The sequence below is a fragment of the Paenibacillus sp. 2TAF8 genome (assembly GCF_052114825.1).
Classification (GTDB): domain Bacteria; phylum Bacillota; class Bacilli; order Paenibacillales; family Paenibacillaceae; genus Paenibacillus.
Genome location: NZ_JBFRFN010000007.1, coordinates 130,980 through 144,724, shown reverse-complemented (window position 1 = coordinate 144,724; position 13,745 = coordinate 130,980). Strand labels below are relative to the sequence as shown.

Annotated in this window: 14 protein-coding genes and 1 riboswitch; of the genes, 6 read left to right on the top strand and 8 right to left on the bottom strand. The window is 46.2% G+C overall.

The window, feature by feature from the left end; translation table 11 throughout:
* Window positions 1-104 precede the first annotated feature (104 nt).
* The 4 genes from AB4Z30_RS12935 to AB4Z30_RS12920 all read right to left on the bottom strand — a co-directional run bounded on the left by AB4Z30_RS12935 (window position 105) and on the right by AB4Z30_RS12920 (window position 4,110).
* The gene (locus AB4Z30_RS12935) at window positions 105-1,211 is read right to left on the bottom strand and encodes an Ig-like domain-containing protein (RefSeq protein ID WP_441926890.1); all 1,107 of its coding nucleotides are present in this window, start codon (window positions 1,209-1,211) and stop codon (window positions 105-107) included.
* 448 nt (window positions 1,212-1,659) lie between these two features.
* The gene (gene serS / locus AB4Z30_RS12930) at window positions 1,660-2,958 is read right to left on the bottom strand and encodes a serine--tRNA ligase (protein ID WP_441926888.1); all 1,299 of its coding nucleotides are present in this window, start codon (window positions 2,956-2,958) and stop codon (window positions 1,660-1,662) included.
* Between the two features lie 502 nt (window positions 2,959-3,460).
* Window positions 3,461-3,679, bottom strand: a complete 219-nt coding sequence (locus AB4Z30_RS12925; protein ID WP_441926886.1) for a helix-turn-helix domain-containing protein — start codon at window positions 3,677-3,679, stop codon at window positions 3,461-3,463.
* Window positions 3,676-4,110: a sigma-70 family RNA polymerase sigma factor gene (locus AB4Z30_RS12920; protein WP_441926883.1), complete on the bottom strand. Its 435-nt coding sequence runs from the start codon at window positions 4,108-4,110 to the stop codon at window positions 3,676-3,678. Before AB4Z30_RS12920 ends, AB4Z30_RS12925 begins: the two co-directional genes overlap by 4 nt.
* Before the next feature lie 326 nt (window positions 4,111-4,436).
* Here AB4Z30_RS12920 and AB4Z30_RS12915 point away from each other — a divergent pair, with 326 nt between their 5' ends.
* Window positions 4,437-4,616 (top strand): hypothetical protein, encoded by a 180-nt coding sequence (locus tag AB4Z30_RS12915; protein ID WP_441926881.1) that lies wholly within the window; start codon window positions 4,437-4,439, stop codon window positions 4,614-4,616.
* 343 nt (window positions 4,617-4,959) lie between these two features.
* On the opposite strand, the gene AB4Z30_RS12910 is transcribed toward AB4Z30_RS12915, so the two are convergent.
* Window positions 4,960-5,445 (bottom strand): hypothetical protein, encoded by a 486-nt coding sequence (locus AB4Z30_RS12910; RefSeq protein WP_441926879.1) that lies wholly within the window; start codon window positions 5,443-5,445, stop codon window positions 4,960-4,962.
* A gap of 305 nt (window positions 5,446-5,750) precedes the next feature.
* Window positions 5,751-5,863, top strand: a riboswitch (TPP riboswitch).
* 215 nt (window positions 5,864-6,078) lie between these two features.
* Here AB4Z30_RS12910 and AB4Z30_RS12905 point away from each other — a divergent pair.
* From AB4Z30_RS12905 to AB4Z30_RS12885, 5 genes are all read left to right on the top strand, one after another.
* Window positions 6,079-7,119, top strand: coding sequence for an ABC transporter substrate-binding protein (locus AB4Z30_RS12905; protein ID WP_441926877.1), 1,041 nt, complete (start codon window positions 6,079-6,081; stop codon window positions 7,117-7,119).
* A 470-nt stretch (window positions 7,120-7,589) separates the two neighbouring features.
* The gene (locus AB4Z30_RS12900; protein ID WP_090918785.1) at window positions 7,590-7,880 is read left to right on the top strand and encodes an MTH1187 family thiamine-binding protein; all 291 of its coding nucleotides are present in this window, start codon (window positions 7,590-7,592) and stop codon (window positions 7,878-7,880) included.
* Window positions 7,880-8,638: an ABC transporter permease gene (locus AB4Z30_RS12895; RefSeq protein ID WP_441926874.1), complete on the top strand. Its 759-nt coding sequence runs from the start codon at window positions 7,880-7,882 to the stop codon at window positions 8,636-8,638. Before AB4Z30_RS12900 ends, AB4Z30_RS12895 begins: the two co-directional genes overlap by 1 nt.
* Window positions 8,639-8,690: 52 nt before the next feature.
* The gene (locus tag AB4Z30_RS12890; RefSeq protein WP_441926872.1) at window positions 8,691-9,722 is read left to right on the top strand and encodes an ABC transporter ATP-binding protein; all 1,032 of its coding nucleotides are present in this window, start codon (window positions 8,691-8,693) and stop codon (window positions 9,720-9,722) included.
* Between the two features lie 100 nt (window positions 9,723-9,822).
* Window positions 9,823-10,632: a TatD family hydrolase gene (locus tag AB4Z30_RS12885; RefSeq protein ID WP_441926870.1), complete on the top strand. Its 810-nt coding sequence runs from the start codon at window positions 9,823-9,825 to the stop codon at window positions 10,630-10,632.
* A 246-nt stretch (window positions 10,633-10,878) separates the two neighbouring features.
* Here the strand turns inward: AB4Z30_RS12885 and nfsA are convergent, their stop codons facing one another.
* The 3 genes from nfsA to AB4Z30_RS12870 all read right to left on the bottom strand — a co-directional run bounded on the left by nfsA (window position 10,879) and on the right by AB4Z30_RS12870 (window position 13,530).
* Complete coding sequence (gene nfsA, locus AB4Z30_RS12880; RefSeq protein ID WP_441926868.1) at window positions 10,879-11,622, bottom strand: oxygen-insensitive NADPH nitroreductase; 744 nt, start codon at window positions 11,620-11,622, stop codon at window positions 10,879-10,881.
* Window positions 11,615-12,211, bottom strand: coding sequence for a TetR family transcriptional regulator (locus AB4Z30_RS12875; RefSeq protein WP_441926866.1), 597 nt, complete (start codon window positions 12,209-12,211; stop codon window positions 11,615-11,617). Before AB4Z30_RS12875 ends, nfsA begins: the two co-directional genes overlap by 8 nt.
* Before the next feature lie 158 nt (window positions 12,212-12,369).
* Window positions 12,370-13,530 carry a YhgE/Pip domain-containing protein gene (locus AB4Z30_RS12870; RefSeq protein WP_441926864.1) on the bottom strand — a complete coding sequence of 387 codons (1,161 nt, stop codon included), beginning with the start codon at window positions 13,528-13,530 and terminating at the stop codon, window positions 12,370-12,372.
* Window positions 13,531-13,745 lie beyond the last annotated feature (215 nt).

Genomic DNA, 13,745 nt, shown 5'->3' with positions numbered 1-13,745 from the left:
ATACATGGATTCAATTCGATCTGATATTGATATGTAACAGGCTTCCAACAGGATTCACCTTGCTTCAATGCCTCATGTGGCAAGAAGACGTATTGTTTTAATGATTATTTCACCGTTACAGGTATCGTCACTTTTTTATTGCCCCATTTGGCCGTAATACTCGTTTTCCCTTTAGCAACAGCAACGATTCTTCCACCAGTTACAGTGGCGATATTCGGTTTGGAACTACTCCACACCGCACTTCCCGTTACCAGCGTGGTTTTCCCTGTATCATACTGAGCTATCACACCCAGTGTTGTGCTAGACTGCGGAGATAAAACCAGACTCTTCTGACCCGCAATCAGCTTTTGGAGCGTAGGCACTACGGTGACTGCCGCAGTGATGGTCTGACCCTGATATGTGCCCGTCAAGGTGGCTTGTCCTTCGCTCATCCCTTTGACCACACCGTTCTTCACTGCGGCCACACCAGGGTTGGATGATGTCCATATAATGGATTTGGATAAATTAACCGTCTTACCGTTAGAATACGTTCCCATCACTTTAAGTGGGGCAGACTTCTTGATAGTTAACTGAATCGTTGCAGGTGTAACAGCAATCTTGGTGATAATATCGGTGACGGTTACTGGTACTTTAACGATAGTTGATCCATATTTCCCTTGCAGAATCACTTTACCAGGAGTAACACCTTTAACCTTTCCGTTCTCGATCACAGCGAGTTTACCCGATATGGTCCATACGATGTCGGATGTAACATCCTCCTGCTTACCATTGGCACGCGTGATATTTACTTTGGGGAGCGTGCCTTCGTTTCCTTTTACAAACGTGTACGCACTGGGTGAAGCCTTGATACTTTTGATTTTATCCTGCACCTGAACGACCACCTGTGTTTTAACTCCGTTCACTTGAGCAACAATCGTTGCTTCACCTGCTGCAATCGCTTTAACTTTCCCCTTTGTGATTGCGAGAACAGTGGGATTACTAGTGGACCAGGTTACTCCCCCGGTAACATCCTGTTTCTGTTCCAAACCTTCAACTGTAGCCATCACCTGATATGATGCGGTCTCCCCCACATTCATCTTCTGCGGACTGCTACCTGAAATCTCCATTGAGACGACATCACCTGTTGCTGCCCAAACTGACGTAGGCACGACAACTGTGAGTGCAATAATCAGAGCAAGCATGCCTCTCAATGTCCAGTTTAATCTACTCATATCCAGTCTCCATCTCCCATCATGCAATCGTTTAACTTCTCTTATCGCCTAATATTTTACTATCCACTATACTTTATATCGGACTTAAGGTGGTTAAACTTAAATGACAAGTAGGATAGATAGGAGCATTTTATGATTTTCATTGTATGATCCACAAAGGTACGCTCAGAAGATGAGATGGTCTTACTGATGAAAACAGCCCGCAATCGTTTTGAAAAGGTACTCCAATCCGGAAGGATTGAAATTATTAACGAGCGTGAATGGAAGCTGCGTTAAGAATACAGGTGAACCATGGAACGTATACAAACGCCAGAAATATAGAAAAATACCAATGGTATAAAGAAAAGCTTATGAAGCAGCATATATTTGAATAAAGAGGAACCCGATAAAGGCTCCTCTTTATTGGTTTATTCTTTATTTCCTTAGATCGACATCACGTGTATTCCTTCTATTCACCCTGCTCATGCTCTGGCAAAATCAAACGTTCGGCCCCGCCCATGTAAGGACGTAGGGCAACCGGAATATAAATACTTCCATCAGCCTGCTGATGGTTTTCCAGCAATGGGATCAAGATGCGCGGCGAAGCTACGGCTGTATTGTTGAGGGTATGGCAGTATACCAGCTTGCCGTCCTCGTCAACACAGCGAATGTTCGAGCGACGAGCCTGAAAATCATGCAGATTCGATGACGAATGGGTCTCGCCATATGCTCCGCGGCTTGGCATCCAGGTTTCGATGTCATACTGTTTGTAGGTTTTCTGCGACATATCCCCAGTACATACCGCCACCACACGATACGGCAGTTCCAGCATCTGCAATAGCTCCTCCGCATGCCCTGTAATTTCCTGCAGCATCTTTTCCGATTCTGCCGCATCCGGCGCACACAGGATCACCTGCTCTACTTTGGCAAACTGATGCACACGGTACAGACCGCGAACGTCACGTCCGCCCGAACCTACCTCACTGCGGAAACATGTCGATACTGCAGCCAGCTTTACGGGCTGTTTCACGTCGAGCACTTCATCCGCATAATACGAAACGAGCGGTACTTCCGATGTGCCAACAAGCCACTTGTTCTCACCATGCAACTCATACACCTGATCCCGGCCTGTCGGGAAAAACCCCGTGTTCACCAAGGCATCCTCCCGAACCATGAGCGGAACTTCCAGCGGAGTGAATCCGTGCTCCATCAGCAGATCCAGTGCGAGCTGCTGTACCGCCCGGTGTAGTAACAGACCTGCCCCCCTGAGCACATAGCTGCGCGTTCCACCGATTTTCACGCCACGTGGTATATCGATCAGCCCGTGCATCTCTCCAAGCTCGACATGATCTCTTGTATCGTAGTCAAACACGGGAAGTTCACCTACCCGCCGTAGCTCTACATTGTCTGCATCCGAACTTCCAACAGGTGTATCTGGCGACACGGTATTGGGTACCAGCCATTGCAATCTGGTTACTTCCTCCTGTATTACCGCCAGCTTGGCTTCCTCTTGATCCAGCTGTTCATTCAATTCTTTTACCTGTGCCCGCATGGTCTCTGCTTGTTCACGTTCACCCGATTGCATTAGCTTTCCGATCTCCGCAGACAGCGCATTGCGCCGACGACGTGCCTCTTCCGTGTGCTGTAAAAGCGCTTTGCGCTCGTCATCCCGTTCGATCAGAACAGTAATATCGATCTTGATTTTTTTCCCGTCTGCTGCCTCCTGAACCTCTTCCACATGTGCCCGAACCCACTTCATATCTAACATGGTCACCGTCTCCTTTGGCTAAAAAAATACAAAGAGCGCCCTCATCCCTTGGGACGAGGAGCGCTCTGCTCGCGGTGCCACCCAACTTGCCGAACCGGTTCAAACCTCCTGATTCAGCCTCTTGGTCCGCGATAACGGGCGGTTCCGGTTAACTTGGGAAAATTTCAATTCGCTCCCTGGCGAAAACGCCTCCGAGTTGGATTCTCTTCAACGGCATAGTCCGATCTGTAATTGTGTCTTTCAGTATATATGAAGACAGCACTACATTGCAACCTGGTGTTTTGAGAACCTGTTTTTCTACCCATCCGTTCGCCAGAATCATAGCGAACATTAGCATTTATATGGATTTATGTATTATCATTGTTGTTATAAGAATAACACCTTAGAATTTTCGCATCATCAATATCACTGATTGACTTGTTATCTCGTCTGTTTAGATTCTATACTTAATTTGGAACCACAGCAAACACCATTAAAGCAATTGTTCTAGAAAGATAATACACTAGGCTCCTCTCATTTCTCTATGTGATTCCAACTCAAATCTATTGACAACTTCAATTAATTGTAGAATCAGCTCTTGCTTCAAATCTTCACGATTCTGGACATTTGTTTGGCACAGAGATTTTTTGATTTTGGGTTCAAATCGGTAAATCACCTCCATTAGTGCCTCTGGATTATTTTGTTTCGCTTTTCTGATGAGTTCTCCCCACGTCTCATTCATAATTGTCCCCCCTTATGCATGATAGCTGTTCTTAGTTTTTCCAAAGCTTTTTTTCTTGTCTTAGAGACACTTTGCTGTGAAATTCCAAGGATAAGAGCAATTTCCGTATCACGTAGAACCTTACAGATCGACAAGTTAATAATTTCTCTTTCGCGAGCTGTTAGACGAAGGAATGCAGCATATAAGAATGGATCACTGATCTGTTCTTCTAATATTCCAACTATTGATCCAAATGCAACATCGGTCTCGGTCATCAAGACCTCATCTCTTATTTCCATATCCTCCAAAACCAAAGCATAACGTTCATTGATCTTCCTTATTTTTTTATCAAAATGAATGGAATTATAATGAAGCATACTAGAGACGTATCCAATAAATCGTTTCTCCCCATCTGAAATATCAAATGAATGTGCCTTATTTTCACGGGTCATAGAATCTCCTCTCTTTTTGTAAAAATATAAATTAACAAGATTCAGAAATTAACGGAACGTATGTTCTTATTTTATTATAACTAACATCATTAATTATTACGCCTACGATATAGAGGTATTTGGAAGAAAAAAAGACGAAAATATAGAGTACTTACAATGAGGACAACAGAAGAAGAATGCTTGGGGATTTGAAAGAACGATAAAAAGACATTATGAGCTATCATTACGTCTTTGGAGAATTTCCGGAATTCACAGGAACCTTGCATTAGCTGCATATATCATAGTAAATATGCTAAATTATATCTACTGAAGGGAGCTGTGACTTTATGAATATGAAACCAAATAATCTAAATGGTTCCGAGGATGAAGCTACCAAACGAAGAGCAGAAGAAATGGCTCGTCAAGCTCAGGGAAGTTCTTTAAAGAGTGGTATAATAACGACTTTGGTTTTAGCAGTCGTCATTGTTGGTATTTTTTATGGTATAGCTTACTTTAGAACCAGCTAAAAAGATTATAAAAATAAAGTTTACATTAAAATAATTTCTGATTTTTCAGAATTAGAGTCTTTTAACTTATAACACACTCCCCACATTCCAGATGTACAGTAAATAGAAACCTGGAATGTATGGGGAGTTTTCTTATAAGATCCCTTTAACAATATTAGTGCAATCAAACTATCGCCTGAACGTCTATGCATGGGTTTTCGTAGTAAATAAGAATCTGATACGTTTAGTCGAACTCCCTTATTGCCCGGATATAACTATGAAGAGAAGCAAATTTAAAAAAACAATTTATTTTACTTAAAAACAAATCTAACTGTTCCTTCAGTTAGGTTATTTAAACGATTCGTTAAACGGACACCACCGCCGCTTGTCCTTTAAACAACTTGCCAAACACATAACGCACTAGCGGCCCGAGTACGATTAACTGATACGGCAAAGCCAGACTAAAGTTACGAGCAATCGTGTGAAGATACGCACTGAACACGGATACTCCATCTAACCGATCTACTGCATAGGCAGTAATGATACCATATAGAGACATGACCAAAACCATACCAATGACCATAAAAATTGACATGGTAACTACACCTTTGATTTTACTGGTTTTTGCAAATGGGATGGAAAACGCAATTCGTCTCGCTACGGGTCCTACGATGAACGACTCCACCAAAAATGCCAGGACAAAACAGATCAAAAATTGAAACAGCATCTGCATCACGGACATCTGACTTAACATCCCCGTATGCCAAAGATTGAAGGTCATCATTACTACGACCATTCCTGTACACATCATAAGTCCAAAAATCACTTGTTCTTTCTTGCTTACTGGCAATATACTCATCCTTTCTGTAACTTGGATCATTATAGACAATTGGAATCCCTTCACATAAGTGAACATTCTGTGAAAAATATTTTTAGTCCAACTTATGTAGGGTGTGTCTGAAAACGCTGAAGAAAGCAGACTTTGCCGGATTTCCGTTCCAAGCAAGGAAGTTTACCGCAGACGTGCCGGGGCACATCAAGGGGAAGCGACGTAGCAAGGGGCGAAAAAAGATACACTTCAGCAGGTTTCAAGATACGCCCTAGACACAATCCTGTCACTGGCCTATAATTACACCTAGTAATGCCCGTAACTTCATAGTTTCCCAGGGGAGTCGGAATTGGCCGGCTGAGAGTGTATCCCACCAAGATACTAACCCTTAGACCTGATCTGGATCATGCCAGCGTAGGAATCGGAGTATATTGCAACGGCACAGCCATAGGCTGAACGCCACTCTCTCACGCCTGCACGCGTCCCGGATTACGGGGCGCTTTTTTTGTTTTCTTTTGACATGCAGAAACAGAAAAATGACGTTATTCGGATAACCCGCAAGTATAAATTCGTCGATTTATGCAAAGGGATTGGATATGAAGCCAAGGAGTACCCCGTGCCATCCGGCCGGACATACCGAAGGAGAGAATCACAATGAAATGGCGCAAAACGATGGGAATGTTACTCATGTGTGTACTGTTGGTTACCGTGGCTGCATGTGGTGGCAAAGAAGCCGCTCCGGCTGAACAGAACGGTACGACCAGTTCGGAGAAAACGAATGAGAACAGCGGTGCTGCACCGAAAGATGTGAAGGTTGTGCTCGACTGGACTCCAAATACGAATCATACTGGTCTGTATGCCGCAGTGGATCAGGGTTTTTATAAAGCAGCAGGTCTCAACGTCGAGATTGTACAGCCAGGTGCTGGTGGAGCAGATACGATGGTTGCCTCAGGTGAGGTACCGTTTGGCGTCAGTTATCAGGAAAGTGTCACTCAGGCGCGTACGCAGGACGTTCCGCTTGTGTCGATTGCCGCAGTTATTCAGCATAATACGTCCGGTTTTGCAGCGCCGATGGATCGCAAGATCAAATCGCCTAAAGATTTTGAAGGTAAGACGTATGGCGGTTGGGGTTCCCCAGTAGAAGAAGCGGTGATGCAATCCATTATGGAGGGCGAAGGTGCTGACGTATCCAAAGTCAAAAACATTAACATGGGCGATGCAGACTTCTTCACAGCTGTGAAACGGGACATCGACTTTGCGTGGATTTTCTATGCCTGGACGGGAATTGAGGCGGAATTACGCGGAGAACCGATTGACATGTTGTATGTGAAAGATTATGCCAAAGCGCTGGACTACTACACCCCTGTCCTCGTAACCAACGAACAGACGATTCAGAAAGACCCTGAACTGGTGAAAGCTTTCCTAAAGGCCACTTCTGAAGGGTATCAATATGCCATTGACCACCCTGAAGAAGCAGCGAACATTCTGATCAAAGCCGTGCCTGATCTGGACAAGGAATTAGTACTGGCAAGCCAAAAATGGCTCAGCCCGAAATACCAAGATGATGCACCACGCTGGGGCGAACAAAAGGAAGAGGTGTGGAAGAACTACACCGACTGGATGTTCAGCAAGAAATTGCTGGATAAAGAGATCGATGTAACGAAAGTCTACACGAACGAATTTTTACCACAGTAATACGTAGCATTATCATCATTAATGTAAAATGAAATTTGATATTTTCACGTTTGAATGAAGAGGACACGGACAACTTGAAGAAGCGAAGCGATCGCTTATAAAATTCACCGAGTTTCCCCTTTCTACATCAGTTGAACTACTCGTTTACACATTAACGGAGAGGACAGAAAAAACCTGAAAAAGCGGAGCTAAAAGCTTTCTGAAAGAAAGCTAGCATCGGAAGCATACGCTTCGCCTTTATCACCGGATTTTCCCCTTTGGAAAAGGAATCAAAAAATCTGGGGATAACAGCGATTGGAAGGTTATTCTGTCATCGGAGTGTCTGTGTAAACTTTCTTTAGTTAAATTTATATAGAATGGTTCAAAAAGCTTGAAGATTACAGCAATCGGGAAGTTACTCTGGCATCGAAGTGGCACGTGTAACGATCAACTTTTCATTTTACTCACACTCGAAAGGAGAATTTTCTCTTATGGCAAGTACATTACTCAGCATACAGGTGATTCCCAAAACGCCAAACGGCGAGAACTCCTATCCTTACGTAGACCGCGCCATCGAAGTCATTCAACAATCCGGCCTGAAATATCAGGTCAACGCACTCGACACCACGATGGAGGGCGAATTGGATGAACTGCTGGAGGTTGTCCGCAAAATGCACGAAGTGCTTGTGGAAGCCGGCAGCCCAAGCATCATCTCCCAGATCAAAATCGCACATAGTCCAGACGGATTCAGCATGGATACACTGACGGAGAAATATCGCTAATGTCTACCTATTTCAAAAGTGTATGGCCGCCCCTCGTGGCGGTTATTCTCTTTATTGCGATATGGCAGGGGGCCGTCTCCCTGTTCCATATTGAGAAATGGATGCTGCCTGCGCCGTCCGATATCGCCCACGAAGCAGCTTCTCAGGCTGAACGTCTCGGCATGCATGCTGCCGCAACGATCCAATTAACCCTTATCGGATTCGTTGCCGGAACAATGGTAGGCCTGCTAATTGCGATGGTGCTGCATCTGATTCCTTTTCTCAAATCAGCCTTGTACCCATTACTCATTCTTAGTCAAAATATCCCAACCATTGCACTCGCACCACTCCTGCTGATCTGGTTCGGCTTTGGCCTGCTGCCCAAGCTAATCACGATTATCCTAGTCTGCTTCTTCCCAGTGGCGGTTGCGGCCATGGATGGACTAACACGCACCGATGCGGCGATGATGAACTATATGCGTATGGCAGGAGCGAAGCGCCATCATATTTTTTGGAAACTGGAGCTGCCCCATGCTCTGCCATCCTTATTTTCCGGCGTCAAAATTGCTGCCACCTACAGCGTAATGGGAGCCATCATTGCCGAGTGGATCGGAGCGGATAAAGGTATCGGTTATTATATGATGCTACAGAAGTCGGCTTACCGTACGGATCGCCTTTTTGTTGCCATTATGATTATTGTGGCGCTTAGTCTTCTGCTCTTCCTGCTCATTGCGCTGTTAGAGAAGCTACTTGTGCGCTGGCGCCCACAGAAGCGGTAGTTTTCTGCATATCAGAGGTTAACGTAATATGGACATTAGGATGTGATTCCCTATGAAAAGATACCCGAATGAACCTGTGCAATCCGCACAAGTTAGAAACACACCACCCGGAGATGACGACGCAGCTTACATAACTGCTCAGTCTTCAATAGCGGAATCCGAACCACCGGCAGTACCTTCTTCCGTTTCCACATTGACGCACAGTGAAGCGACCGATGCGGCTCTAAGCCTGGATCACAATAAAACGAACGGTTTGGGTTACGCCCCTGTTTCACCTGCGCTGGACATCATTGATGTACATGTGTCCTTTAAAGAACGACGGCGTAAGCTGCCTGTACTGAATGGTTTGTCCCTGACCGTGGAAAAAGGGGAGTTCGTCGCCATCGTAGGCCCTTCTGGCTGTGGCAAAAGCACCCTGTTCCATATCATCGGCGGTTTGCTGAAGCCGCAGGATGGCGAGGTATTCATGAACGGTAAGCGGGTTACCGGACAACGTGGACATATCAGCTACATGCCGCAGCAGCCCGCCCTTTTCCCATGGCGAACCATTGAGGAGAATGTGATGCTGGCTGGCGAAGTTGCTTCAGCAGCGGCTTTCGCTGCTCCAGGCGTTCAGCCTGCTCCACGTGCCGAAGCCCTCGCTGAGGCACGACAGTGGCTCGGCAGTGTTGGCCTTGCCGGATTCGAGCGGGCTTACCCTCATCAGCTGTCAGGCGGGATGCAGCAGCGTGCCGCTTTCCTGCGTGCACTACTCAGCCCGCAGGAGCTGATGCTGCTCGATGAGCCATTTAGTGCGCTCGATGCCCTGACGCGGAGCGACATGCAGCGCTGGTTGCTCGATATCTGGGAACAGAATCGCCGCTCGGTGCTGTTCATCACCCATAATATCGAGGAAGCGCTGTTGCTCTCGGATCGTGTCTATGTGTTATCGAACCGGCCTGCAGCCGTGCTGCACGAGGTTGAGGTTCCTTTTGACCGCCCGAGACGAGATGAGATTGCAGAAGAACCTGCCTTTCTTGAACGCAAACGACAGATTGCCCAGTGGATGAAAGAAGAACAGCAGAAGACCCGCCTATCTCGATAGCGCGGGTTTTTAGTTATATTTTTCCTGATTTGGGTGATCCAATACATTAAATAGAACGTTACATCATATAAATACCTAGGAAATAAGGAGGAACTCCCTCATGCATTCCCGAACGTTTGCACCGCTGATCGATGCCCATATCCATTTGGATCAATATACTCCCGAGGAACAGCAGGCGATGCTGACCAGCTTCAGGTCACAGGAGATCGAGGCCATGATTGCAGTCTCCATGAATCTGGCTTCCGCTCAGTCCAATCTGGAACTGGCCAAACAGCATCCGCACTATATCTACCCGGCGTTTGGCTATCATCCCGAACAACCGCTGCCATCCCTCGCCGATCAGGAGCAGTTTTTTCACTGGATCGAAGAACACATTGGACATGCCATTGCTATTGGGGAAGTAGGCTTGCCCTATTACAGCCGTGAAGAAGCACAGCGAACAGGCCTGAGCTTTGACCAGAGCGGATATATTGATCTGCTGGAGCAATTCATCATCCTCGCCAAGAAACACCATAAACCTGTTGTGTTGCATGCCGTGTACGAAGATGCTGATATAGCCTGCAATCTGCTGGAGAAACATCAATATGCACATGCCCACTTTCACTGGTTCAAAGGATCAAAACAAACGATTCAGCGTATGGCAAACAACGGATATTATATCTCCTTCACACCGGATATTCTATACGAAACGGAGATTCGTGAGCTTGCCCGGCAATATCCGGCGGAACAAGTGATGGCAGAAACAGATGGGCCTTGGCCCTTCGAGGGGCCGTTTCAGGGACGGATGACACACCCGGTGATGACACGTCAGGTGATTCAGGCTTGGTGCGAGATTACCGGTATGGGAACCGAGCGGGCAACACGGCTTTTTTACCGAAATACCAAACGTTTCTATCATCTCCCAGATTAAGCGAAGGAGAATTAAAGCGACTTCGAACAAGGATATACGCATGCAAAAAGCCAGTCGGACTCACGATTGAACGGCACTCTGTTAGCCAAACGTTGGTAATACCCAACTGACTTTGGGTGGCTGTTCAATCCTGTCCTACTGGCTTTTAAACCAACTTTTGAATCTGCTCTTGATCTACATCATTCATCCTGTTTGCGAATTGTACAGATGGTGCAATTCACAACGTATACAATGGCGAATTACGCACTAGCGCTTCAGAAACCCTCTGCGTTCCAGAAATGCTCTCACTTGCATACGAGCAGGCTCGGTAAGACGTTTCGCCATGAGTTCAGACCATGGAGTTTTGCGCTCACCGTGGGTACGTTCTTTCAGGTATTCTGTCGTGGTCACATCATACTCTTGAACACCTTCCAGAGTTTGTTCTGGTTGGTAGCGGTTATGATGTAATACAGCTTTTAGCGGCAGACGTGGGCGAATGCCCGTTTCCTGATCTGCAACCCCGATGCACATGCCATATACCGGATAAACGCCATCCGGTAATTCAAGTAATTCTGCTACTTCTTCAATACGAGTGCGAAGTCCACCGATATACACAATACCGAAACCGAGCGATTCGGCAGCAAGAGCGGCATTCTGAGAGGCCAATGCAGCATCAATCGTAGCAACCATAAAATTTTCGGTGGAGTCTGCATAAGACTCCTTCTCCGGAAGATGACGCTTCGCCGCATCTTTCAGTCGGTACAGGTCAGCACACCATACGAGAAAGACCGGACATTCATTGACGTAAGCCTGCCCCCCGGCGAGTTCAGCTAGTTTGGCTTTCTGTTCCTGATCTGTCACAGCGATAATCGAATAGGCCTGTACGTTGCTTGAAGAGGATGCCATCTGTCCCGCCGCTACTATAGCAGCGAGTTGCTCCTCACTGACTGGATCTGGCTTGAATTTGCGTACGGAGCGGTGTTTCATCATCAGTTCAATCGTTTCATTCATGGCTGTTCACTCCCAATCCTCGAAGTACAAACTCCACCGTCTGTTCGGCAAGTTCCTCTGTATTCATATCCTGATAATCAAAACCAAATCTTGAGTGCTTGGCCCGCTTGTGTGCAAGTGCTACCCCCATGACCTGAAGCATGGCATAGGATGCGGATTCAATCCGGAACACTCCCTGATCTTTACCTTGCTGCAGATACTCTCTCACTTTATTCCAGACCGGGTCCAGATACTGAAACACTGTTGCAGTCCGGTTGGTACGCAGTGTAATTTCCAGCTGCACAATGTCGCTCATCTCGCGATCCGTCATCGTAAACTTCACGACTTCACCAACAATTCGGCGAATACCTTCGACCGGGGACATCGATTCCGCAGCCAGCATACGCAGGATATGTTCGGGAAAAAAATGCTCAAATAACGCATCGAACACCTTCTCTTTACCGCCAAAATGATAAGACACCAGCGACACATTCGCTCCCGCCTCATCACAGATTTGACGAACACTCGTCCCATCATACCCTTGTAGTGCAAAAAGTTTCTTGGCTGCAAGCAATATCCTCGTTTTGATATCCAAATCCGGTTCCGTCATTTGTTTCTCTCCTCTTATCCGTTCATGTCAGTTGCTTCAGCCTTTTACCCAGACTGTAGCCCTCACTTCATCCCGTCTATTATATTACACCAAACACCCCGATGAAAATCACCGGGGTGCTTGGTTCAAACGTTGCAGCTTCATGATGCCTGCGTATATTAGCTGTTTGCCGGAGCTGGGCTTGGCATGCCAGCCGGTTTGCGTCCTTTTTTGAGCAGTGTCACCGCAAGGGACAGCGCAACAGCTACGAGCAATACAACAACGATGGAACCTGCGGCAGATTGCACACCTGGGCCACCTAGTTGAACGCTTAGAATACCCTGAACCGCATAAGTTGCAGGCAAGTAATGACCGATTCCGCTGTAGAAGCTGTTCAACAATTCGCGCGGCACCATCGCACCGGATGATACCAGTTGCAAGGACAGCGAGATGATGTTAAACAGGCTTCCAGCCGGCCCAAAGCAGATCAGGAAGAACTGGGAGAAGAACATAAATGTACACAGGAACAGTGCCTGGAACAACCAGAAGGCCACGAATCCTTGTGCAATCTGCCCACCCAGCGCCACGATCAGAGAAGATCCCAGCAAGGAAACAATCAGAGCAGAGCCTACATTAATGATGACCCGAGCACCGAATAATGTCAGGCGGGAATACATCGAAGACAACATCCCCATAGCTACCTGAAGATTCATACCCATAATCATGGCACCAACGTAAGATGCAAGCACCATCATCATCGGCACCATCTGATTGTTCATGCCGTTCACCGGATTAATCGATGTCGTTTTGCCTTCGACACGGTTGGTCAGGTTCGCAGCGGCCTGAGCTGCTTGATCCGCTGGAGCACCGGAAGCGGTCAGAACGGTCTGTACCCCTTGCGCGGAAGCTTGTTTGTTCATGGTGTTGGTCACGCTCTGTGACACACCTTGCATCATGCTTTTGATCGTTACCGGATTGGCTTCATTAATCGTATATTTGATCTCGGCTGTAGCGCCAGCCGTTTGAAGGGATTGATTAAATCCTGCTGGAATGTCCAGCACCATATGCACTTGATGATGATTCAATTGATCCAGTGCTTCAGAGGCACTCAGGTTAGCCACGGTATGGAAAGGCAATGTTTCTGCCAATCGATCCGCAATCCCTTTGGAGAGTTCACCATCCTCATTCACAATAGCTACGGTTAATTCTTTCGTCCGGTCGTTCACGCCGGAATATGCGGTCATCCAGATCACGCTAAAAATAACCTGGAACATCAGTGCAGTAACAATACCAATAATCACTGGTGGTTTTTTAAACAATGTACGTAGAGCTTGCAGCATATAATTGAGTTCCTCCATTTTAAAAAAAATAATTTAAATTTGATTTAAACACTCGTTTGAATCAAACAATCGTTTAAATTTTAAAGGTATATGTCTATATTGTCAATATACTTTCGTAACATTCAGAAAATTTATCCAAGTTTTCATGAATGAAGCTGGATTTATTTTCATAGAAGCCTATCCCACAATTGACTTATGACCCCTTTTGCACAAAA

Bases quoted from the DNA above. Each gene is read 5' to 3' on its own strand.
- AB4Z30_RS12875 (WP_441926866.1), bottom strand. From the start codon at position 12,211: ATGACGGAACCGGATTTGGATATCAAAACGAGGATATTGCTTGCAGCC.
- AB4Z30_RS12935 (WP_441926890.1), bottom strand. From the start codon at position 1,211: ATGAGTAGATTAAACTGGACATTGAGAGGCATGCTTGCTCTGATTATT.
- AB4Z30_RS12905 (WP_441926877.1), top strand. From the start codon at position 6,079: ATGAAATGGCGCAAAACGATGGGAATGTTACTCATGTGTGTACTGTTG.
- AB4Z30_RS12870 (WP_441926864.1), bottom strand. From the start codon at position 13,530: ATGCTGCAAGCTCTACGTACATTGTTTAAAAAACCACCAGTGATTATT.
- AB4Z30_RS12885 (WP_441926870.1), top strand. From the start codon at position 9,823: ATGCATTCCCGAACGTTTGCACCGCTGATCGATGCCCATATCCATTTG.
- serS (WP_441926888.1), bottom strand. From the start codon at position 2,958: ATGTTAGATATGAAGTGGGTTCGGGCACATGTGGAAGAGGTTCAGGAG.
- AB4Z30_RS12890 (WP_441926872.1), top strand. From the start codon at position 8,691: ATGAAAAGATACCCGAATGAACCTGTGCAATCCGCACAAGTTAGAAAC.
- AB4Z30_RS12900 (WP_090918785.1), top strand. From the start codon at position 7,590: ATGGCAAGTACATTACTCAGCATACAGGTGATTCCCAAAACGCCAAAC.
- AB4Z30_RS12915 (WP_441926881.1), top strand. From the start codon at position 4,437: ATGAATATGAAACCAAATAATCTAAATGGTTCCGAGGATGAAGCTACC.
- AB4Z30_RS12895 (WP_441926874.1), top strand. From the start codon at position 7,880: ATGTCTACCTATTTCAAAAGTGTATGGCCGCCCCTCGTGGCGGTTATT.
- nfsA (WP_441926868.1), bottom strand. From the start codon at position 11,622: ATGAATGAAACGATTGAACTGATGATGAAACACCGCTCCGTACGCAAA.
- AB4Z30_RS12920 (WP_441926883.1), bottom strand. From the start codon at position 4,110: ATGACCCGTGAAAATAAGGCACATTCATTTGATATTTCAGATGGGGAG.
- AB4Z30_RS12925 (WP_441926886.1), bottom strand. From the start codon at position 3,679: ATGAATGAGACGTGGGGAGAACTCATCAGAAAAGCGAAACAAAATAAT.